Raw genomic sequence first — 21,487 nt, forward strand, 5'->3', positions numbered from 1 at the left:
GCCTACTTAAAAAAACTATCCGCTATCCCCTTATTCACGGTGTAATTGGAATACGTAATCTCCAGCTTTCCTTTCTGGTCTTTATCGGAAGCCGCGGCCGCCTGGGGCTTTTCGCCGGTATCGTAGTCAAAGGCCAGCCCTTTGGGAAGCTTATAATCTTTCGTGCTGAAACTGAATACCACCTTATCGGGCAGTCCCCAGTTGGCAAACTTGCCATAGCTCATCTCCATTTCATACGTGCCATTGCTCCGGGTGGTCATAATGGCCTTGCGGATCAGGGATTGCTTTTCATCAATATATAAAGTAGCTACCACGATATCACTCTTTTCATCGAGGGGCAGGAGCTTGATAATGCTGACGGCGATGCCGGCTACAGTTCCTTTGCCGGCCGGTACAGCCGTGTAATTATCATTGGTGAACAGGTTGCCTAGGTTTACATTGGCGCCGCCTTTGGGTACAATGGCAATACCATCCTGCTTTTTGATCCGGAACTTATCGGGGTTCTTATAATAAATAACCACCTTCGATTCCGGTATCTTCATGAACGACACATCTGTCTTCATCACGCCATCGGCCTGGTAATCTTTCACGGTGGCCAGCTTGTCTTTTACCTTCTTAATAACAGCATCTGCTTCCTGCGCGGTAGTGTGCAGCGCGGAAAGGATACAAATGCTGATCCCGATTAGTGTTTTTATAATTGCCTGCATAGACTGCAAAATTAAGGTGTGCCCTGCTGAAACCACCCATCTGTACAGACTTTAACGATTTCAACAAAACACACCTTTGAGTTTCTCCGCGGAGTCTCCCGTAGGGGACTCTGCGGATTAAAGAAAACTATCCGATTCCCTGTACGCCTTAATCAACGCCACTTCTCCTTCTTTACCGGGTTTGGCGTTGCCATGTTCCATACCGAGGATGCCTGTAAAGCCTTTGGCATGAATATGCTTGAAGATATTCTTGTAATTCATTTCGCCGGTGGTAGGTTCCTTGCGGCCGGGGTTATCGCCTATTTGTAAATAGCCGATCTCACTCCATGACCTATTGAGATTATTGATAATATCCCCCTCGTTGCGCTGCATGTGGTACATGTCAAAGAGGAATTTACAACTGGGGCTGTTCACTGCCTGGCAGATCATATACGTTTGATCGGAGTGGCGCAGGAACAGATCGGGATTATCGCTTAATGCTTCCAGTACCATCACCAGGCCATGGGGTTCCAGGATGGCGCTCGCTTTGCGCAAGGCGTTGATCACATTGGCGGTCTGGTATTCGAAGGAAAGGCTTCGGTCATAATTGCCCGGCACCACGGTCATCCATTTGGCGCCACAGCGCTTGGCTACCTCAATGGCCTCCTTACAATCCTTGATCATCTTATCTATCCATTCCTGTTTGCCGGTGGTCAGTGACATCTTCCAGTGCCAGCTATCGGAGGTAATAACAAAAACGCCCATGCGCATGCCGAGTGATGCAAGCGTTTCGCCTATCTTCTTTTGTTGTTCTGCGGGCCGGCTCATCATACCATTATCTTCAATGCTCCGGAAGCCCATGCTGTGTGCAAACTTTATCTGTTCAATAAAATCGTTGCCGCCGTGGTTCTTAAACATGCCGTCATGAAAAGCATAATCAAGGTTAAATGTTTTTTCAGCAGTAGTTAGGGTTTCCTGCTTTTCATCCGACTTACCCAATAGGGTAGCAGATGCTGCCAGGGAGGCCCCGGTGAGCAGGGAATTGCGCATAAATTGTCTCCGTTTCATGTTCTGAGTGTTTGGATAAATTTAAGCTCAATATATTGTTGCGGAGAAATTATTTTTATGCAATCGGTTTCCCCTACCTGATCAGTATGGTTTGGAGGGGGAGCGTACGAATTATTTTCTTATCTTTCGAGCATCTAAACATATACGCGTGAAACGAGTGGTGTTATTTCTTTTTCCGGCCTCTATGGCAAGTTCAGTAGTAGTAGCTCAACAGTCGAACAGTTTTGAACCTTATGAAACAACCATTCCCGGTACTGCCATCACTTTTAAGATGATGCCTGTGCCGGAAGGACAGTTTGCCATGGGTAGTACCGATAAAGAACCGGGTCGCCAGGCGGATGAAGGACCACAAAAAAATGTTAAACTGGCTGCTTTCTGGATGGGGCGGTATGAGGTGACCTATGATGAATTCCTGTTGTTCTTTAATGATGAAAATACCAGCCGTAATTCGGAAGTGGATGCGGTAACAAGGCCTACCCCGCAGTACATTGACCTGAGCTGGGGCATGGGCAAGCAGGGTGGCTTCCCGGTCAACAGCATGTCGCAGCGTACGGCCCTCATGTATTGCCGCTGGCTGTATAAAAAGACCGGTGTATTCTACCGCCTGCCTACAGAAGCGGAGTGGGAATATGCCTGCCGGGCGGGCAGCAATACGGCCTATTATTTTGGAAATGATGCGAAACAACTGAAGGATTATGCCTGGTTTAACGTCAATAGTAAGAACAAGTACCAGAAAGTAGGGCAGAAGAAGCCCAATGCCTGGGGATTGTATGATATGCTGGGCAATGTGGCCGAATGGACGCTGGACGCCTATGATGAAAAATACTTTGCAAACCTGGCCGATGGGGCCGCAGGTCCTGCCCCCACTTCAGAGAATGTGTACCCTAAAACAGTGCGTGGCGGTGGCTATGTAGACAAGCCGGAAGCATTGCGTTGCGCCAGCCGTGGTAAATCGGACCCCTCCTGGAATAAGCGCGACCCGCAGATACCGAAAAGCAAGTGGTGGCTTACAGACGCCATGTCGGTAGGCTTCCGCCTGGTAAGGCCGCTGAAAGCGCCTACTGCAGAAGAGGCAGAAGCATTTTATAGTAAATATCTTGGTAACTGATTGCTCCAATTATAAAATTAACAACCATGCGTAAAGATGCACCCAACCAGCCTTCCCGGCGCGATTTTGTGAAACAGTCCTCGCTGATTGCCGGCGGATTGATCGCCGCGCCCCTTTTTTCCAAAGCCAATTATTTTTCCGGCGCCGATGATGTAATTAAAGTAGCCCTGATAGGTTGTGGTGACCGCGGTACCGGTGCTGCTATGCAGGCCCTGCTCACCAAACAAAATGTAAAGCTGGTAGCGATGGCCGATGCTTTTAGCGACCGCATAGAAAAAAGTTATAGATCACTGACCGCTGATTCTAAATCAGGCGAAAAATTAGTAAAGGACCGTGTTGACGTGCCTGCAGAAAGGAAGTTTGTAGGCTTCGATGCATACCTCAAAGCCATTCCCCTGGCTGATGTGGTGATATTGACCACCCCTCCCGGCTTCAGGCCCATTCACTTTGAAGAAGCCATTAAGCAGGGTAAGCACGTTTTCATGGAAAAGCCGGTAGCTACCGATCCGGCAGGCGTGCAAAAAGTACTGGCCGCGGCTGAGCAGGCGAAAGCTAAAAAGCTGAATGTGGTGGTGGGCCTGCAACGTCACTACCAAAACAGCTACCGCGAACTGTTTAAAAGGAAAGACCTGATCGGCGACATTACTTCAGCCCAGGCCTGGTGGAATAATGACGGTGTATGGGTAAAGAAACGCCAGCCCGGTCAAACCGAAATGGAATACCAGATGCGTAACTGGTACTACTTCGTATGGCTCTGCGGCGATCATATTGCAGAACAGCATATCCATAATATTGACGTGATTAACTGGTTTAAAGGGTCCTACCCTGTAAAAGCGCAGGGTATGGGCGGCCGCCAGGTGCGTAAAGGAAAAGACAATGGGGAGATATTTGACCACCATTATGTAGAGTTCCATTATGCTGATGGCTCTATCCTCAACAGCCAATGCCGCCATATTCCGGGCACCATGAGTAAAGTAGATGAATTACTGATCGGTACAAAAGGGATCATCCGGGCAGGCGCCGCAAATATTGTAGGAGCCAAGGGAAAAGTGCTGTATCAGTTTGACCAGCAAAAGGAGAATAATCCTTATCAAACCGAGCACGATGAGCTGTTTGAAGCCATCTCAAAAGGTGAATTCAAATTTGCTGACGGAGAGAATGGCGCCAAGAGTACCATGACTTCCATACTTGGCCGTATGGCTACCTATACCGGGCAGGTGATAGAATGGGATAAGGCCATTAATTCAGGCATTAACCTGCAGCCAAAACAATATGACTGGAGCGCTGCGCCGCCTGTATTGCCCGATGCCGATGGTTATTACCCCATAGCCACGCCAGGGGTAACCAAATATGGGTTTTAATTAGTTACACTTAATGGATAAATCCTGCTGACATCAGCAGGATTTTTTTGTTTATGAGGGTATATATTACACTTATCGGGGCCGTAATGGCACCAATCACAGCATTTTAATACCATTTTCCTGCTTTTGAGCGAATTAATCAGTTATCTTTAGCGCAAACCTTTAAAACAATAACCAACGACCTTGGCCAGATTGAGCTATTATATAGCCCTACCCTTTATTTACCTCCTCTCACTGTTGCCCTTTCGCGGCCTGTACCTCCTGTCGGATGGATTCTACCTGCTTTTATACTATGTAATTGGCTACCGTAAAAAAGTAGTATTTACCAACCTGCGTAACTCTTTCCCTGACAAAGCCGAAACGGAGCTTAAAGCTATCCAAAAACGGTTTTACCGCTATTTCTGCGACCTGTTTCTCGAAACATTCAAGACACTGACAATAAGTCCTGCAAAGATGTTAAAACATTGTAGTATGGACCCTGCTGCCGAAGCCCTCTTTAATGGTTTGGCAGCGGAAAATAAATCTATCATCATTGTCATGGGGCATAAAGGCAATTGGGAATGGGCAGGCAACACCTTCAGTATGAGGTGTAAGCACCAGTTGTACGTGATCTATCACCCCCTGGGCAATCCATACTTTAACAAGTTGATCATTAAAATGCGCACACGTTTTGGTACTAAGCTGATAGCCATGAAGGATACCTTCAGGGATATGGTGCAAAACAGAAGTCATTTAACAGCTACCGCTTTTATTGCCGATCAAACACCTGCTCCTGATAAAGCTTATTGGATGAGTTTTCTTAACCAGGACACTCCTGTGTTTCCCGGCACGGAGAAGATCGCGCAGAAGATGAATTATCCTATTGTATATGTATCGGTGCAAAAAATAAAGAGAGGCTATTATACGTTAAGCGCAGACCTATTGAAGATGCCGCCTTATACTTCCCTCCGCGAAGGTGAAATTACGGAGGCTCACACGAAAAGACTGGAAGCAGCTATTATCGAACAACCCGACACCTGGCTATGGACGCATCGCCGGTGGAAACATAAGCGTTCAAACAATTAGTAATATTCGTAAAGTAAATCAAAATATGCCTATGCGCTGTGGTAAAGAGCTCATTTTAGCCACTAAACCTTTTGCTAAAGAGGTGAGGAGTAAAAGCTGGTTCCATACATTAACCACGCTTGCCCTGGTTGTGCTGGCGCTGGCAGGAACGGTATTGTTGCCCTGGCTGGCGGTAAACATTGTTTGCAGTGTAGTGGCCGGCCTGTTGCTGGTACGTATGTTTGTGATTTACCACGATCATCAGCATCATACCATCCTGCACAAATCGGTGGCAGCCGATGCTATTATGACAGTGTTTGGTATTTACATGCTGGCGCCTACCAGCATCTGGAAACGCTCACATGATCATCACCATAAGCATAACTCCAAACTATTCAGCGCGAGCATAGGTTCATTCCCCATTGCCACCAGGCAGAAATACCTGAGTATGTCGGCAGGGGAGCGCGTAGGTTACCTCGCTATCCGGCATCCATTGACCATCGGGCTGGGCTACTTTACCATGTTCCTGCTGGGTATGTGTGTAAGTTCTTTTTTAAGCAGCCCGCGCAAACACTTTGATGCGTTGATCGCGTTGGTACTGCATATTGCTGCTGCCGTATGTATTTTCATCTTTGTTGGCTGGCAAGCCTGGTTCTTATTGTTCTTCCTGCCTTTCCTGATCGCCTTTGCCCTGGGTTCTTACCTGTTCTATGCGCAGCACAACTTCCCCGGCGTTACTTTCTGCAGCAACCAGGATTGGGCCTATGATAAAGCAGCGCTTGAATCCTCCAGTTATATGGTCATGAACCCGGTGATGGCCTGGTTTACGGCCAATATTGGTTACCACCACATTCACCACCTCAATGCCAAAATACCTTTCTATCGCCTGCCCGAAGTAATGGCGCATTTCCCGGAACTACAAGCCGCCAAAACAACTTCCCTGCATCCCAAAGAGATCTTTGCCTGCCTGCGTCTGAAAGTATGGGACCAGGACCAGAGCCGCATGATCAGCCTCAAAGAGTTGGGAGTAAGCAGGCGGAGGAAACTGGCTACGGCTTAATACATTATGATAACACATCTTTCTTCCTGAACAGGAAGATCGTGGCGCCTACAAAGCCCACGATATGCAGCAGCAGGATGCCCGCCGATTTAAATACACTGCCATAATTGACGGGATTATCAAAGAACCCTTTCCAGCCCAGCATGTGGGAGGTGAACAGGTAGGGTTTCAGGAGATTGAACAAAGGAAGGTCCATCGTGGTGAGGATCGTGAAAACGATCACAATGCTCATCGTAGCCACAATGGGGCCGATAGAATTTTCCGCGAATAAAGACAGGAAGAAAGACAAGGCCGCCACAGTAGTCATAGCAATCGCTGCGAACCCAAAAGCAGCAAAATAGCGCCACAACACATCAACCTGTTTATGCTGTATAATTTCTGCGCTTTTAAATACCATCAGATCGCCCACGCCAAAAATGAATATAGATAACAGCAGGGAAAGAAAAGCCATCCACACAAGCAATAATAACGTATAGGCAGTAGTGGCTATGAACTTAGACAACAGTAAGGAGCTGCGGCTGATGGGCTTACTGGCCAGCAGGCGCAGGGTACCCATATTGGCTTCACCCGCTATCATATCCCCGCCGATGAGGGCAATCAGTAAGGGTACATGGATCAGCAGGGTTTGTAAAATGAAGTAGCAAACGAAGTAACCGTTGGCAATCTTGCCATCAATCGTGAAATCAGACCGGATGGATTGCAGCAGCAGGTCAATATACGTGTCGGCATCCACATACAGCGCCAGTTGTATCAGTAATACAATAGCGGCAATGGCTGCAAAGGAAATATAAGTGCGCGGCCGCTTGAATATCTTGAATAGCTCAATTTGTAAAAGTGTCCACATGACGATGATTGGCGGTTGTTAAGGCCAGGAAGTAGGCTTCCAGGGAATGTTGAGGTTCTAATGAGGTAATGGCTGCTCCCATGCGTACCAGGTCGGCTGTTAATAAGGGTACCTGCTGTTCATCCATCTGAAAGAGTATATTATTCTTCTCCTGGCTTTTAATATAGGATTTCCAGGCGCTGTTGTCCAGTTGCGCCAATACAGGTTCAATATTGGTAACACTCACCTGTATCAACATCCGGGAGGGATCGAATAACTCCTTTACACTGCCTTCTGCTATCTTCTCTCCTTTGTCAATTATGATCATCCGGTTGGCAGTCATTTCTATTTCATAAAGCAGGTGCGATGATACAAGGACTGTTTTACCCTGCTCTTTACTAAGTTGTATAATTAACTGGCGTATATCTGCTATCCCTTGCGGGTCAAGTCCATTTGTAGGCTCATCGAGAATAATGAGCTGCGGATCGTGTACTAAGGCCACTGCAATGCCCAGCCGCTGCTTCATACCCTGTGAAAATGTTTTTACTTTACTGTCCGCCCGTTGGTGCAGGCCTACCCGTTGCAGTTGGTCCATCAGCTTTTTCCTGTTCGCTTTGATGCCGCTCATCCTGGCAAAGAGGGAAAGGTTCTCATAAGCGGAGAGGTATTTATACAGGTCAGGCCGTTCAATAACAGCGCCTACCTGCTGCAGGATCTCCCGGCGGTGTTTTTTAAGGTCCATACCAAACAGTTCAATACTGCCGGCAGTGGGCTCTATCAGTGTGAGCAACATGCGGATGGTGGTGGATTTTCCGGCGCCGTTCTGTCCCAGGAAACCATATACATCTCCCTGGTTTACAGTGAATGAGATGTCATTGACCGCTTTGAGCTCTTTATAATGCTTGCTGAGGTGTTTGACCTGTATAATGACAGACATATACTAATTACCTACAAATTACAACTGATATTGTTAGCAATTAACAAAAAAAGCAGGCTGAACGATCTAACGTAGCCGGTAACATTAAAATTGAAAAAAAATATTACAAATACTTGCAGAATTAAACAGGCGGTTATATTTTTGCTCATCGTTCCTCCCATCCTCTGACAATTCCGTTACCAGCAAGATACCACGAACTCAACTCTTGCACCAATTTCCAACATTCAAGTTAGCGTATTCATAACCTGTAATCGGTTATCAGTATATTATTCTTCCAATAGCTATGTGAGCTCGGAGGGGATACTATTGCCCTCACTCGTTACCACTTTGATCACTGTATTCTCCTTCCTTTGAATGCCCCGATGAATGCTCTTCATCAGTGTCACCAATTTCTAAACTCTGAAACTTACACAATGAAACGGAACTTTACGCTTCTCGTTGCTGCATGTCTATTGACTTCTATTGGGGCGCAAGCTCAGGTTAACGAAAACTTCAACTCCCGCCCGGGAATCACCACTGCACAGGTAAAAGGTCATTTACAAGGCGAATGCTGGATCTTTAAAAATGTAGATGTAAATGATGGCTGGACACCTGCTATTGAAGGTGATGGTGCTATGGTAACTTCCAGCACCAGTGCCACCGCTACACAAAACACTGGTATCTATTCACAGGTAGTAGACATTCCCGGTGCTGTAACAATTACTTTTGATTATAAGATCAGTGATGCATTACCAGCCGGCGCCAGCAGGTGGATCAGCATTTACTTAACTACGCCCGACCTGATCATTGCCGGTCCTTATATGGCTAAAATAGAGATTCCCAGCACTGCCGTGGCTGGTCAAACATATTCTTTCAGTCAACACTTCGATGGCCTGGGTTCAGGACCTTACAGGGTTTACCTCAACATTCAGGGTTCCGGCGGAGATACCAGAGTGGCTATTGACAAACTTACAATTGATGCTCCGCTTTATTATCCAGGTGGTTGTAATGAAGCCCCCGTTGCTGTGAATGACAGCTACGACGGTGCTGTCAACCGCACAGCTTCAGGTCAGGTAACAATGAATGACACCGATCCCAACTTCGAATCATTTGATGCTTACCTGACCCAGAACTCTGTCAACGGAAATGTGGTGCTCAATACAGATGGCTCCTTTACTTTCACGCCCAATCCCGGCTGGACAGGTAATTCTACAACCTTCAAATACAGGATCTGCGATTTTGGTTATGATCCCCAGTGTTCTGAAGAAGCAACGGTGACACTGAACTTTGCTACTTCAAGCACTTTACCCGTAAGCCTGGTTGACTTCAAAGGCCTGTACAAGGATGGTGGTGATGTAGAGCTTAGTTGGGTTACCACTTTTGAACAAAGCAACGACCGCTTTGAAGTAGAAAGAAGCCTGGATGGTGAGAAATGGGAAGTAGTAGGCACTCTTAAATCACAAGGCAATTCTTTTGTGAAAAAATACTACACGTTCATTGATGCAGTAGGCCGTAATGTAGTGAGCAAGAAAGACCTGTACTATCGCCTGAGGCAGTTTGACCTGAATGGAAAACAGTCAGTGACCAAGATGCTGATTGTACGGGTATACAACACACGCGCACTGAAAACAGTAAGCGTGAGCCCCAATCCTGCCAAGAATGATATTGCAGTGAATGTTCAACTGAATGAAGAATCTTATATCGTGATGAAGGTATTGAATGCCAATGGTGCAGAAGTAATGAGGAAGTCGGCAAAGGCAGGAGCAGGTTCTAACAGCTACCTCATGGATGGCAGCAGTGGTTTGAAACCTGGTATGTATGTATTGGAAGTGACTATCAACAGCAAGGAACGCATGATCGTTAAGCTGATAAAAGAATAATTGGTTAGGTTTCAACAGAGGTAAGAAAGCATCCCCCCTGTCCTTATAGGATATGGGGGGACTTTTTTTGTATATACTTTCAAGACTTATTTACCCCAAGATAGGATTGCAGGTTGTTGACGTATTCTTCAAAGGCTTTTATGCCGAGGGGGGTTATTTTACAGGTAGTTTGCGGGTAGTTGTCTTTAAATTGTTTGGCCACTTCTATATAGCCGGCCTCTTTTAGCTTATTGATCTGCACACTGAGGTTGCCGGCGGTGGCATTGGTCTTCTCTTTAATAAACGTAAACTCCGCCTCTTTCACGCTGATAAGGAGTGAAACAACGGCCAGCCGTAGCTGTGAATGTAATATAGGATCTAATTCTTTGAATTCCATTACGCAACAATTCGGTCTGATGACTGCATCTTTTTCCGGTAACCCGCTCTGAGCATATAACCTGGTATCAGGTAACCTACCAGCACTGCCAATGCAGAGACCATCATGATGTAAGTATAATCGCGGATCATAAAAATGGCAATCGCCGCCGCCCAGTTTACCCAGGCGCCAATGATCAATGGACGGAAACGGATAGCGCTGCCATGAATGAACATCCAGAAGGCATACAGTATAAAGAAGTAGCCGAAGGAAAAACGGCTTTCAGAAATATAGGCGGCAGCTACAATGGCAAACAGGCTGATAAAAAAACCGGACTCTATTTTATTGAGTAATTCCTGCACATACGTTTGTACCTTTTTCCTGTCCTGCTTTTGCAGGTGCCCTATCGTGTAAACGATCAGGCCAATGGCCAGCATGCCCAGCCAAACCCAGCCAATATACCTGCCCAGTTTGGCATAGCTCAATACAGCAGACGACACAGATGCTACAAACAGCAACCATCCCCAGATAAGCCAGCCATCACCTTTTTCCCGGTGCTCGTCTTTGGCTACCTGTATCATTTGTTGAATTAATTGCAGGCTCTCTTCTCCGGATAGTTTTTTTTCCTCCATAACTATGCATTTTCTTTTTTGTATCGTGCCCTGAGCATATATCCTGGTATGATCGAGGCAATGATGACTGCCAATGGTAGTCAAATATAAAATTGTCCACGGCAAATCTGCTGCAGGCAGGCCGTGGACAATGCACATGATATGCACTATTTTAATTGCCCCAGGAAATAAGCCACCTGGGATTTGCCCCATTGCGGATGAATGCTTGATTCTGGCTTATAGCTTTCATACTTTTTCATAGATGTCTCAAACAGGGTTTTGGCTTCTGTTTTGCTGCCGCCAAACTGCTCAGGCGTATAGAATTTATCCTGCCCTTCCAGCAGGTACACCCGCGGGTTTTCCGGGTTCAGTGATTTGGCCTTTTGTAATGCCTCGGCTGCCAGCGGTCCGTAGGTCATGTAGCGGTTCATGGGGTCGGCCATCATGCGGAGGGTAGCGATCATCTTTTTTACGCAGTAAATGTCTGAGTTATCCTTGTTCAATGCTTCCGCCTTATTGAGTAGTTCTTCTGCTTTATTGGCCAGCGGGTCAATCTTATCGGCAGCGGCGGGTGCGCCGGGTTCTCCCTGCATATAACCGGTCATTACATTGCCCAATGCTGCATAATAATAAGGTAGCCATTGAGTTTTTTCGGCATCTGCTATACGTTGGAAAGTATTGGCCATATCTGTCCAGCCCTGTGCCGTGTGCAGGGAATCAATACCGGCTACATTGGGTTCCATTGCTTTGGTATACTTCTCGCTTTGCGCATGGGCAGTTACTGCCACAGTTAATAAGAACATTAGTGAGGCTAAAGTCTTTTTCATACTGATTTGTTTATACTGATTGGTTTTATAAATTACTGTTGATAATATCTTCTGTTCTGTCAACACCAAAGCTCATGAAGCAGCCCAGGAAAAAGAAGCGTTTGGCAGTAGGCACAATAGCTTCTTTGCGGGCCCCATTGGCTGAATAATTATAGCCAAAGATTTGGTTGTTGCCAATCACATTGTTTACAGAGAATACCCACACGATAAAATTCTTGGTCTTCGTATTGCCGATCTTCGGCAGGTAGTTCACACTAAAGCTCATGCTGTGGTAGGGAATCGTCTTTCCCTGATCAGCAATGATGAACTTGGCGCTGCCATTGTCGTAGCGGATATTGTAATAGGGCCTGCCGGTAGCGAAAGTATAGGAGCCATTGAACTGTGTTTTCAGTTTGGTCACAAACTTCTTCACGACGAGGTTTACGGTATGATTGGCAGCGAAATTGGGCTGAATAGCATGGGGATAATTCAGGTAATCCCTTTTCGTATCGAGCCAGGAATAAGAGATCCAGTAATCAACATTCTTCAACGTTTTGCGGTCTCTCCAGAAAAGCTCAATTCCCTTTGCATCACCATAACCACCGCCACCCACGCTGTCAATGATATTACTGCCTTTGCTGGCGAATGTTTTGGTCAGTTCGTCATACTTCTTATAAAATGCTTCTACACGCAACGTATAATCCCGGCTTACCTTCTGGAAGTTAGCGATATAATGGGTAGCTTTTGTATAGACCAGGTCATTGTACGTATAGCCCCGCAGGTAATAATCCTTTTCGGGCTTTTGGTAAAATACGCCATAGGCCAACGATGCCTGTGATTTAGGGCCTACTTTATACGCCAGCGATACACGGGGAGCAATATTGGCTTTGTCCAGCAGGGAGGAGTGCTCTATGCGGCTACCCACTTTAGCTGCCAGGTCATTTGTGATATACAGGTCTGCTTCGGCAAAAGCCGCTTTAAAATGATCATCTGTTGTGATCAGCGATTTGGGAACAAACTGGTTCGTGAAATCGTTCCGGTCTTTGAAATACAGGTATTCTCCGCCAAAACGGATCGCGCTGAGGCCATACAACCTTCTTTCCAGTACTGCTTTGATCTGCGCCAGGCTTCCATACGCTTTAACCCTGAAACTCTTGCCACCGAAAGGATCATCTTCTATTTGCTGGGGCTCATTGGCCAGGTTTTGTAATTCATTGTTGATCTTGTCAGTGTTATCACTGTAGGAAGTGCCCATATATAAATGCCATTTCTTACCCAGCTTCTCTTTCCACGAAAGGTTGGCATATACATTAAAATTGGTCAATCCAAACGCGTTCTTGAGACCTGCAGAATCAATATCTGGTCTGCGCACCCCCAACTGGCTATAATTGAAATAGCCATAGAACTTGAGCATCCCGGTTTTGGAAGTTTTTACCCGGAAGTTGAATTCGCCATTGTGGAATTCAGGGTTTTGGAAATTATCTACCCGTTGATTAATGACAGCGAAGTAAGCAAACAGGTTCACATAATTATAATTAATGCCCCAGGAGGCATTTTTCTTTTTGGCCAGTTGCTGGTAACCTGCATTGAGCCCTACGGTGGAAATACCTACACTGGCTGAGCTTTGTTCGGGCAGGTCAATAGATTCCAGGATCAGGGCAGAGGACAGGGCTTGTCCATATAAGGCAGAATAGCCGCCGGCACTGAAAACAGTACCCTTAAAAATAAAAGGGGAGAAGCGGCCACGCTGGGCGATATCCGGTACGCTGCTGAAGAAAAAATTGTTGACCATGGTGCCGTCAATAAACACCTTGGTTTCCTGGGCAGTACCGCCCCGCACAAACAAACCTTCATTTTCACCCACCTGCTGGGCGCCGGGAAGGGTCCTGATAGCGCTGGTAATATCGGCATTGGCGCTGGCGGTGGTCACAATATCTATGGGGTTCAGTACGGTGGTCCTTTTCGTGTCGCTGGCTTCAAAAGTTCCGGCAGTGATCACTACAGCTGTTAATTCATTGGGCTCTTCTTTCAATACAATGTTTACCGTAAGCGTACTGCCGGAAAGATTTACTTTTTGCTCATATAACTTATAGCCAATAGAGGTTACCAACAGGGTCTGCTCTCCCTTTTCAGTGGTCTTAAATCTATAAGTGCCGGTGGAATCGGCAGTACCGCCATCGTAAGAGTCTTTTATGGCTATACTGGCGCCGTTGATAAGGCGGCCTTTGGTATCTTTTACTTTCCCGGTAATGGTGGTCTGGGCGTTACTCGCGATCCAGGTGAGTGCCAGCAGGATTAAAGGTATAAGTTTTAACATCTATGGCTATTTTGTATACCAAAACTAAAGTAGTTTATAACATAAACCAAATGATATTGTAAAGTATCTGGCCGGTACGGCACCCGGTATAATACCTAAATAGCAGTTTTACAGATATTTAGAGAAAATTAAAAAAATTGAAAAGGAGGATTTCCCGGCATGCATAAAACCCTAGTTATCCACAACCGGGCTTTCCGGTAGGGTTTTTACCTTGCATAAACAGAAAAGATTATTTACTCTTGTACTGACCCTTCTTCCGTAGAAAAAACCGCGATAATACCCACTAACCCTAGAGCCTCGCGGTAGAATATGTTACTTATAAGTGCAGGTAAAGCCTGCAGATGACCCCGCTGAAAAGCCGAGAAGGCTTAACCATTGTAATCAATTTAATCCAGTACAAAATCCTGTGCTATGAAACACATGTACGCTGTATCCAAAACAAATGGACATTCTCCACCAGGGCGCCTCAAACATGCTGAACGTTTCCGCAGCAGTAGTCACCCCATTTACCGGCTGTCTTTTTTGCCTTACATACCAGATAAGTTGTAGCACGCGGTAGTGTGCTCATCAACGCGGTATATCCGTCTGATACCTGCCTTACAGGCATGGTAACAGGCGAAAGACCTTCTATTGCCTAAAACTGAGCCCTATGAAACCATTTCGCTACCTGATTAGCTTACCATTAATTGGTTTATCCGCTTCCCTGTGCGCCCAGCCAATTTACAGCAGGGTGCAACTGACAATCCCTGAAAAAGGATTGGCCTGGCTGGAATCGCAGGGAGTTGAATTTGATCATGGCGAACTGGATAAAGAACAAAATATTTTCATTACCACCCTCAGCCACGAATCGCTGGCGAGCCTGAAGAAAACAGGGGTACGTTATTCCGTGCTGGTTGATGATGAAGTGGCCTTCTTTCAAAAGAATGCCAAAAAAGAAAACTTCTATATGCAGGCCGATGCCATTATGCTGAATGGAAAACTTCATTATGAGAACCCTTGCGGTTCACACCTCACCAATATAACTGTGCCTGCAGGTTTTATACCCGGTTCCTACAGCGGGTATTACACTTTCCAGGAAATACAGCAACGCATTGATTCATTAGTGAATCATTATCCCGGCCTTGTGCAGAAGATCATTTTGCCCACTGCTACGCTGGAAGGACGACCATTAATTGTTGTTAAAATATCGGATAACGTTACGCTTGATGAAGCGGAGCCTGAAGCGTTCTATACCGGTCTTCACCACGCCCGCGAAGGCATGAGCATGATGAACCTTATGTTCTTCATGCAATACCTCGTGGAAAATTATGCTGCCGACAACCGTATAAAAGAACTGGTCGACAGCCGGGAGCTTTACTTTATGCCCTGCGTTAACCCGGATGGTTATCGCTACAATGAAACCAGCGCTCCTTCGGGAGGCGGTATGTGGCGCAAGAACCGGCGGGTGAATGGCGGTGGTGTATACGGCGTAGATCTTAACAGGAATTATAATGTAGACTGGGGCGTTACGGGTACGAATATTAGTACCTCGCACAGCCCTTCCAATGATGCGTACGTGGGGCCTAATGAGTTTTCTGAAGCCGAAACACAGGCTATCAGGGCCTTTAGTGAAACGCGTTATTTTACCATTGCCATAGATCACCATGCCTATGGCAATTATTATGTAACGCCGTATGGAAGGCCGGCTAACCACCCCTTTACCACAGCCGATGTGAACTTTTACAAATATGCTTCTGCATTGATGGCCCGCTACAATGGCTATTTCGCCGGCGATGGCATGGCCACTGTTGGCTATTATGCGGTGGGCAACTCACGCGACTGGCATATTACCGGTGATATAGGAACTGGTACGAAGCAAAAAACGTATGGCTATACGGTGGAAGTAGGGTCGGGCAATGTGGGTTTCGGCTTCTGGCCCAATCCTGAAAATATTATTCCCATTGCCAAAAGTATGCTTTTTGCCAACCTCCAGATGGCCTACATGGCAGGTCCTTATTTTGAGCTGCAGGATATGAATACCATGGCTGTTAACAGCACAAGTGCCAGCTTCACATTCAGCCTGCGCCGTATTGGTCTTACGAATGCTCCTGTAACAGTTTCCCTTCTTCCGCTGGAACATGTTCAGTCTGTTGGGGCGTCTGTTACGATCAATAGTATAGCTAACTATTTCGATTCCGTACAAAGAAGCATTACCTACGAATTACCGTCCGGGCTGCCGGCCGGTACAAGGGTCCGCTTTGTGTACCAGATCAGTTCTGCAGGTATTAACCTGTACGATACGGTCACTAAAATATACCAGCCGCAATCTTTATTTACTGATAATATGGAGTGGTCTTCCACTGCCAACTGGACGTTCTCCGGCACCTGGGGCACCAGTACTACTGCTGCTTACCAGGGAACAAGATCACTGAGTGAATCGCCTTCGGGTAATTACGCTTCGGCTGCTACTACTATGGCTACCTGCAATACCAGCCTCAACCTGGCTGATGCCACAGCCGCCTATTTATCTTTTTGGGTGCGGCACCGGGCAGAGAATGCTTACGACAAGTTACAGATACAGGTGTCTTCCGGCGCAGGTTACCTGCCTGTATGCGGTAACAATACAGTATCAGAAGAGGTAGGTACGTTGGGTAGTCAGCCTGCGCTGACGGGGATACGGGAAGCCTGGACCAGGGAGATCATTGATCTCCGCGATTATCTCGGCAACCCGGTCGTGAATTTCCGATTCCGCTTCATGTCCAATGGTTCCAATGCAGAAGATGGTTTTTACATAGATAACATAGAGGTAGTGAAAGCTACCCAGCAATTGCTGGCCGTAAAGTTCATCAGCATTACTGCTGTGCGTGTACCTGAAGGCGCCCGGATCACCTGGGAGGTCGTAGCCGATAATGATCACGACCGCTTTGAAATAGAACGTTCAGATGATGGGGAGCATTTTAGCACCATTGGTACAGTAAAGGGAAATGCACCTTACCGGTTTATTGACCCTGCGCCCGGCGCTGTTAATTTCTACCGGGTGAGAGCGGTTGACATACGGGGCAGGAGTGATTATAGCAGGATTGTGACCCTGGAAAGCATCGACGCTTATACTGTCAATGTATTTCCTAATCCTGTTGAACGGATGCTGCATGTAAGATTTAATCAAACCGCCAAAACCAGGGTATTACTAACGATCACTGATATAGCAGGCCGCATACAATACCGGCAGCCTGTAAACCCGGATAAAGGTATCACCGACCGGCAGATCAATGTAAGCCAGTGGCCTGCACAGTTGTACCTGGTAAAGATCAGGAACCTGCAAACAGGGGAAGAATCCGTGTTCAAGATGATAAAGAAATAATTCCAAAACCCGCTGCTCCCGGTAAGGGGGTAGCGGATCTGATGTTCGATAATTTAACTGCAAATCCAATCCCAATGAAAACTAAAAAGATCATTCTGAGTGTACTGATACTAATCCTGCTCGTGTTGGGCATGATGGTAAAATCGGAAGCTCAGAGCGTTGACCTCAGTAAATCAGTAGCCAATATAACTACCAGTAGCAACGGTAACAGTGCGTCTGAAGGAGATGTGCTGGAGTATACGATTATCGTAAATAACTTATCTACCTGGAATTTTACCAATGCCACCCTGTATGATCATATACCGGCAGGTTGTGCTTACATAGCAGGGACCACTACACTTAATGGCGCTGCTGTTGCGGATGCAAATGATAGTATGCCGTATGCCAATACAGGAGGTCTTATCAGATCTCCGGCAGCCGGTGCTGGTACCTTAATACCCGGCGCCCCGGCCACCATTAAGTTCAGGGTAAGGGTTACTGCCAATGGAGGAAACGTTTCCAACTTTGCCATGTTGGAATGCAATAGCCAGGGTACCAGTATGACGCAGAGTTCCAATACCGTATTTACCAATCTCACGCCCGACCCGTTTTGCTCTATAGTATATCAATCAACAGCCGAGACAACCAATGGTGTACCACAAAGTCCCTCCAATAAGCCTTACCGCTATATTAAAACAGTGAATACGACTAATGGAACGGCAGGTCCTATGCTATACGATGGGGCCAACGGACTTTGCTTTGATGCGCTGACCGGCGCTGCCCTGACGAATGGCACCGTGTTGACCTATGCGTCGGCGATCGCCTATGATAAGAATAGTAATCGCATTTACTTTGTAAACAACTATACCAATGCACCGCAGGACCTTAGCTATATTGACCTGAATGCATCGCCGGTGTGTGCACGGCGATTTGTTGGTTATCCGTTGGAGACCAATCTTTCCAGTGGATGGAATATTAACCGGATGTCGTTCTGTTCTGATGGGTTTGGATACGCCATTACCCAGAATGGTAGGGATATCATCCGGTTCTCTATTAATCCCGCTACCGGCGTGCCGGTGATTGTGCGGCTGGGTGCCCTGATCAACGATGCCAATAATGGGTTCAATGATATCCTGACGGAAAGCGGTGGGGACGTTTTTGGTGATGGATCGGGTAACCTGTACCTGATTGCCAATTCCAGTAAATTGTATAAAATTAATCCCAATAACCGGATAGCTACTTTCCTGGGTGCAGTCAATCCTTTTCCGGGTACTTCCAATTCAATGGCCGTTGATCCGGCCGGTAATGTTTACATAGGAGGTGCTTACAGGAATGTATTTAATGTTAACCTGGCATCCATGTCGGGTTCTTCCATTGTTACCGACTCGCTGAACAATGTATGGAACAGTGGTGACTACACAAGTTGTGGTTTCCCGGTATTGGCCCCCGCCCTGATCGCTAATAAAACCTACCGTAATATTAATGGCCGTACTGATGTAGTAGGCGGTGACACCGTAGAATATATTATTGAAGTGATGAATACCGGTAATCTCAATGCTGCCGGCGTGAAACTGTATGATGGTATTCCGGCCACTACGGATTATATTCCTAACTCAACAACGCTTAACGGAGTACCTGTATCGGATGCAGGTGGGGTAATGCCTTTTGCTGTGACAGGAGGCCGGTTGATCAGTTCATTGGGACAGCCTAATGGTATTATCAGGCCAGGAGCTACCCACAAGGTAGTAATGACCTTCCGGGTCAAAACAGAGCCCAATAGTTACGTTTGTAACCAGTCAAAGGTCATGCTCTTTGATATAAATGGCAATACCATCTTTATCAATACCAATGACCCCACACAGGGCGGCGGTGGCCTGCACCCTACCTGCTTTTATGCCCACGGTATATTACCTGCCAATAATTTAAAATTTAAAGCGAGCCTTATTGATGAAAAATCTTTACTTCAATGGAGTGTCAATGATGAACATAATATAAGCCATTACGAAATTGAATATTCAACAGATGGCAGCCGGTTTATTGCGTTGGGAAAGGTAAACAGCAAAGGCAATAATACGGGTGTCAACAATTACCAGTTTACTGATGAAGTGAATACGGCTGCAGCCAACCGGTATTACCGGCTAAAAATAGTGAGTATAACGGGAGCGTATACTTATTCCCTGATACTGCCGCTCAACCTTAAGAGCCTGCAGGTAACTCGGATACACCCCAATCCATTCGACAAAATGATTGTGGTCCAGCTTCACCTGAAGCGGGCAGCGCGGGTGCAGATGCGGCTGACAGATATGTATGGCAGGGTAGTATACAACGCTGCTGAGCAATTGAGTAAAGGGACGCAGTCCCTTACTGTGCAAGCGCCTTCCGGACTTGCCGCCGGTACTTATGTGATAGAACTGATGGCGGGGGCAGAGGACCTGTACCAGCAAAAGTTATTAAAACGATAACCTGTTTTTTGACCTTACGGGAAAGGGCAGCATGAATGGTGTTGCCCTTTCTTTTTGCCCGGCCCTCGAAACATGCGAAATTATTTTTATTTAATGGCGAAGATTATCAGTAACTTAATAGCATAATATTTCCGTACCTGTAATAAAATCAGGGAAAGACATACTTATACTATATACTTTAAAACAACAATCATGAGTCAGCAAACCAACTCATTCCTGGGCAGCGAAGAGCAGCCCTTAGCTCCACCAACGTCTGATGAGCGTACGATGGCTATACTAAGCCACGTATTGTGCCTCGTAGTTGGTTTTTGGGCGCCATTGATCATTTACCTGATCAAGAAAGATGAATCAAAATTTATAGCAGCCCATGCCAAGGAATCCCTGAATTTCCAGATTACCTGTACCCTTGTGGTAATCCTGCTGGTCATCACGATCATAGGGATATTGCTGGTTTGGGTGTTGGCCATTTTAGCGGTCGTATTAATTATAATCGCTACCATCAGGGCCAGTGAAAACAAACTGTACCGTTATCCCCTGAATATACGGTTTATAAAATAGCTTGTATAAATCAAAAAGGGCGCTGTAAGGCGCCCTTTTTAGTATACTTATGTATAAGTGCATTATTACAATGTCTTCAGCACATCATTCATATTCCTTACAGCATCTGCGCTCTTATTGAACAAAGCCTGCTCGTCAGCATTAAGACCGAAATCAACGATCTTTTCCCAGCCATTGCGGCCAATGGTTACAGGAACACCGAGGCAGATATCCTTCTGGCCATATTCACCATTTAAGGATACGCAGCAGGTGAACAGTTTTTTCTCATCACGTACAATGCTTTCTACCAGGGCAGCGCCGGCAGCGCCGGGTGCATACCAGGCAGAAGTACCGATGAGTTTGGTCAGTGTAGCGCCACCCACCATCGTATCGGCTATAATTTGTTTCTGTTGTTCTTCACTCAGGAATTTGGTTACCGGAACACTGTTCCAGGTAGCAAAACGGATAAGAGGGATCATGGTAGTATCGCCGTGACCGCCTACTACCACTGCATTCAGGTCGGCAGGGCTGCAACCGAGGTGCTGGCTCAACTGATATTTGAAACGGGCACTGTCCAGTGTGCCACCCATACCGATAATGCGGTTTTTAGGCAGGCCGGTAGCGGTTTGCGCCAGGTAGGTCATGGTATCCATAGGATTACTGATCACAATGATGATCGTATCCGGGGAATACTTCAGAATATTATCACAAACACCTTTTACAATGCCGGCATTGGTGCCAATCAGTTCTTCACGGGTCATACCGGGTTTGCGGGGCAGACCAGATGTGATCACTACTACATCGGAACCGGCGGTTTTGGAATAATCATTGGTGCTGCCGGTAATACGGGTATCAAAGCCCAGCAGGGTAGCGGTCTGCATCATGTCCTGGGCTTTACCTTCGGCCAATCCTTCTTTAATATCCAGTAATACCAGTTCTGTAGCCAGTTCTTTACGGGCAATATTATCGGCACAGGTTGCACCTACAGCGCCTGCACCCACAACGGTTACTTTCATCAGAAAACAATTTTTAGAGTTGATCAATGATTAACATCCTGTCTGTCCGTACCAGACGGATCGGGCAGGCGGGGCAAAGGTAGGCGAACGAAGCAGAAGATGCAATCTAAATCCGGAA

17 protein-coding genes are annotated in these 21,487 nt (G+C 46.5%); 8 read left to right on the plus strand and 9 right to left on the minus strand.

Annotation, left to right across the window (positions count from 1 at the left end):
• Positions 1-2 precede the first annotated feature (2 nt).
• Together HB364_RS07870 and HB364_RS07875 are read right to left on the minus strand one after the other, a co-directional pair.
• Positions 3-707: a LolA family protein gene (locus HB364_RS07870; protein WP_167287308.1), complete on the minus strand. Its 705-nt coding sequence runs from the start codon at positions 705-707 to the stop codon at positions 3-5.
• Positions 708-824: 117 nt separating this feature from the next.
• Positions 825-1,754 (minus strand): hydroxypyruvate isomerase family protein, encoded by a 930-nt coding sequence (locus tag HB364_RS07875; RefSeq protein ID WP_167287309.1) that lies wholly within the window; start codon positions 1,752-1,754, stop codon positions 825-827.
• Positions 1,755-1,938: 184 nt separating this feature from the next.
• Here HB364_RS07875 and HB364_RS07880 point away from each other — a divergent pair, with 184 nt between their 5' ends.
• From HB364_RS07880 to HB364_RS07895, 4 genes are all read left to right on the plus strand, one after another.
• Complete coding sequence (locus HB364_RS07880; protein WP_167287310.1) at positions 1,939-2,862, plus strand: formylglycine-generating enzyme family protein; 924 nt, start codon at positions 1,939-1,941, stop codon at positions 2,860-2,862.
• 26 nt (positions 2,863-2,888) lie between these two features.
• A complete protein-coding gene (locus tag HB364_RS07885) occupies positions 2,889-4,223 on the plus strand; it encodes a Gfo/Idh/MocA family protein (protein WP_167287311.1) in 1,335 nt (444 codons plus the stop codon).
• 183 nt (positions 4,224-4,406) lie between these two features.
• Positions 4,407-5,288 carry a lysophospholipid acyltransferase family protein gene (locus HB364_RS07890; RefSeq protein ID WP_167287312.1) on the plus strand — a complete coding sequence of 294 codons (882 nt, stop codon included), beginning with the start codon at positions 4,407-4,409 and terminating at the stop codon, positions 5,286-5,288.
• 25 nt (positions 5,289-5,313) lie between these two features.
• Entirely contained in the window at positions 5,314-6,327 is a 1,014-nt protein-coding gene (locus HB364_RS07895) for a fatty acid desaturase family protein (protein WP_208419871.1), read from the plus strand.
• Between the two features lie 4 nt (positions 6,328-6,331).
• Here the strand turns inward: HB364_RS07895 and HB364_RS07900 are convergent, their stop codons facing one another.
• Both HB364_RS07900 and HB364_RS07905 read right to left on the minus strand, forming a co-directional pair.
• Positions 6,332-7,171, minus strand: coding sequence for an ABC transporter permease (locus HB364_RS07900; RefSeq protein ID WP_167287313.1), 840 nt, complete (start codon positions 7,169-7,171; stop codon positions 6,332-6,334).
• The gene (locus HB364_RS07905) at positions 7,149-8,087 is read right to left on the minus strand and encodes an ABC transporter ATP-binding protein (protein WP_167287314.1); all 939 of its coding nucleotides are present in this window, start codon (positions 8,085-8,087) and stop codon (positions 7,149-7,151) included. The genes HB364_RS07900 and HB364_RS07905 overlap by 23 nt, the downstream gene beginning before the upstream one ends.
• A 413-nt stretch (positions 8,088-8,500) precedes the next feature.
• Between HB364_RS07905 and HB364_RS07910 the strand changes: the two genes are divergently transcribed.
• Positions 8,501-9,946, plus strand: a complete 1,446-nt coding sequence (locus HB364_RS07910; RefSeq protein WP_167287315.1) for an Ig-like domain-containing protein — start codon at positions 8,501-8,503, stop codon at positions 9,944-9,946.
• 79 nt (positions 9,947-10,025) lie between these two features.
• Here HB364_RS07910 and HB364_RS07915 read toward each other — a convergent pair whose 3' ends face one another.
• The 4 genes from HB364_RS07915 to HB364_RS07930 all read right to left on the minus strand — a co-directional run bounded on the left by HB364_RS07915 (position 10,026) and on the right by HB364_RS07930 (position 14,035).
• Positions 10,026-10,322 carry a winged helix-turn-helix domain-containing protein gene (locus HB364_RS07915; RefSeq protein WP_167287316.1) on the minus strand — a complete coding sequence of 99 codons (297 nt, stop codon included), beginning with the start codon at positions 10,320-10,322 and terminating at the stop codon, positions 10,026-10,028.
• Positions 10,322-10,933, minus strand: coding sequence for a hypothetical protein (locus HB364_RS07920; protein WP_167287317.1), 612 nt, complete (start codon positions 10,931-10,933; stop codon positions 10,322-10,324). Before HB364_RS07920 ends, HB364_RS07915 begins: the two co-directional genes overlap by 1 nt.
• Before the next feature lie 146 nt (positions 10,934-11,079).
• Positions 11,080-11,739, minus strand: coding sequence for a hypothetical protein (locus HB364_RS07925; RefSeq protein WP_167287318.1), 660 nt, complete (start codon positions 11,737-11,739; stop codon positions 11,080-11,082).
• A 25-nt stretch (positions 11,740-11,764) separates the two neighbouring features.
• Positions 11,765-14,035 (minus strand): TonB-dependent receptor, encoded by a 2,271-nt coding sequence (locus HB364_RS07930; RefSeq protein ID WP_167287319.1) that lies wholly within the window; start codon positions 14,033-14,035, stop codon positions 11,765-11,767.
• 649 nt (positions 14,036-14,684) lie between these two features.
• On the opposite strand from HB364_RS07930, the gene HB364_RS07935 reads away from it, so the two are divergent.
• The 3 genes from HB364_RS07935 (at position 14,685) to HB364_RS07945 (ending at position 20,374) form a co-directional block, all read left to right on the plus strand.
• Positions 14,685-17,375 carry a M14 family zinc carboxypeptidase gene (locus tag HB364_RS07935; RefSeq protein ID WP_167287320.1) on the plus strand — a complete coding sequence of 897 codons (2,691 nt, stop codon included), beginning with the start codon at positions 14,685-14,687 and terminating at the stop codon, positions 17,373-17,375.
• 74 nt (positions 17,376-17,449) lie between these two features.
• Entirely contained in the window at positions 17,450-19,816 is a 2,367-nt protein-coding gene (locus HB364_RS07940; protein ID WP_167287321.1) for a T9SS type A sorting domain-containing protein, read from the plus strand.
• Positions 19,817-20,008: 192 nt separating this feature from the next.
• A complete protein-coding gene (locus HB364_RS07945) occupies positions 20,009-20,374 on the plus strand; it encodes a DUF4870 domain-containing protein (protein WP_167287322.1) in 366 nt (121 codons plus the stop codon).
• Between the two features lie 65 nt (positions 20,375-20,439).
• Here HB364_RS07945 and mdh read toward each other — a convergent pair whose 3' ends face one another.
• A complete protein-coding gene (gene mdh, locus HB364_RS07950) occupies positions 20,440-21,369 on the minus strand; it encodes a malate dehydrogenase (protein ID WP_167287323.1) in 930 nt (309 codons plus the stop codon).
• Positions 21,370-21,487 lie beyond the last annotated feature (118 nt).

This window comes from Paraflavitalea devenefica (genome assembly GCF_011759375.1).
Classification (GTDB): domain Bacteria; phylum Bacteroidota; class Bacteroidia; order Chitinophagales; family Chitinophagaceae; genus Paraflavitalea; species Paraflavitalea devenefica.

What these genes read in the sequence shown, in the direction of transcription:
- HB364_RS07870 (WP_167287308.1), bottom strand. Translation starts at nt 707, where the DNA reads ATGCAGGCAATTATAAAAACACTAATCGGGATCAGCATTTGTATCCTT.
- HB364_RS07875 (WP_167287309.1), bottom strand. Translation starts at nt 1,754, where the DNA reads ATGAAACGGAGACAATTTATGCGCAATTCCCTGCTCACCGGGGCCTCC.
- HB364_RS07880 (WP_167287310.1), top strand. Translation starts at nt 1,939, where the DNA reads ATGGCAAGTTCAGTAGTAGTAGCTCAACAGTCGAACAGTTTTGAACCT.
- HB364_RS07885 (WP_167287311.1), top strand. Translation starts at nt 2,889, where the DNA reads ATGCGTAAAGATGCACCCAACCAGCCTTCCCGGCGCGATTTTGTGAAA.
- HB364_RS07895 (WP_208419871.1), top strand. Translation starts at nt 5,314, where the DNA reads ATGCCTATGCGCTGTGGTAAAGAGCTCATTTTAGCCACTAAACCTTTT.
- HB364_RS07900 (WP_167287313.1), bottom strand. Translation starts at nt 7,171, where the DNA reads ATGTGGACACTTTTACAAATTGAGCTATTCAAGATATTCAAGCGGCCG.
- HB364_RS07905 (WP_167287314.1), bottom strand. Translation starts at nt 8,087, where the DNA reads ATGTCTGTCATTATACAGGTCAAACACCTCAGCAAGCATTATAAAGAG.
- HB364_RS07910 (WP_167287315.1), top strand. Translation starts at nt 8,501, where the DNA reads ATGAAACGGAACTTTACGCTTCTCGTTGCTGCATGTCTATTGACTTCT.
- HB364_RS07915 (WP_167287316.1), bottom strand. Translation starts at nt 10,322, where the DNA reads ATGGAATTCAAAGAATTAGATCCTATATTACATTCACAGCTACGGCTG.
- HB364_RS07920 (WP_167287317.1), bottom strand. Translation starts at nt 10,933, where the DNA reads ATGGAGGAAAAAAAACTATCCGGAGAAGAGAGCCTGCAATTAATTCAA.
- HB364_RS07925 (WP_167287318.1), bottom strand. Translation starts at nt 11,739, where the DNA reads ATGAAAAAGACTTTAGCCTCACTAATGTTCTTATTAACTGTGGCAGTA.
- HB364_RS07930 (WP_167287319.1), bottom strand. Translation starts at nt 14,035, where the DNA reads ATGTTAAAACTTATACCTTTAATCCTGCTGGCACTCACCTGGATCGCG.
- HB364_RS07935 (WP_167287320.1), top strand. Translation starts at nt 14,685, where the DNA reads ATGAAACCATTTCGCTACCTGATTAGCTTACCATTAATTGGTTTATCC.
- HB364_RS07940 (WP_167287321.1), top strand. Translation starts at nt 17,450, where the DNA reads ATGAAAACTAAAAAGATCATTCTGAGTGTACTGATACTAATCCTGCTC.
- HB364_RS07945 (WP_167287322.1), top strand. Translation starts at nt 20,009, where the DNA reads ATGAGTCAGCAAACCAACTCATTCCTGGGCAGCGAAGAGCAGCCCTTA.
- mdh (WP_167287323.1), bottom strand. Translation starts at nt 21,369, where the DNA reads ATGAAAGTAACCGTTGTGGGTGCAGGCGCTGTAGGTGCAACCTGTGCC.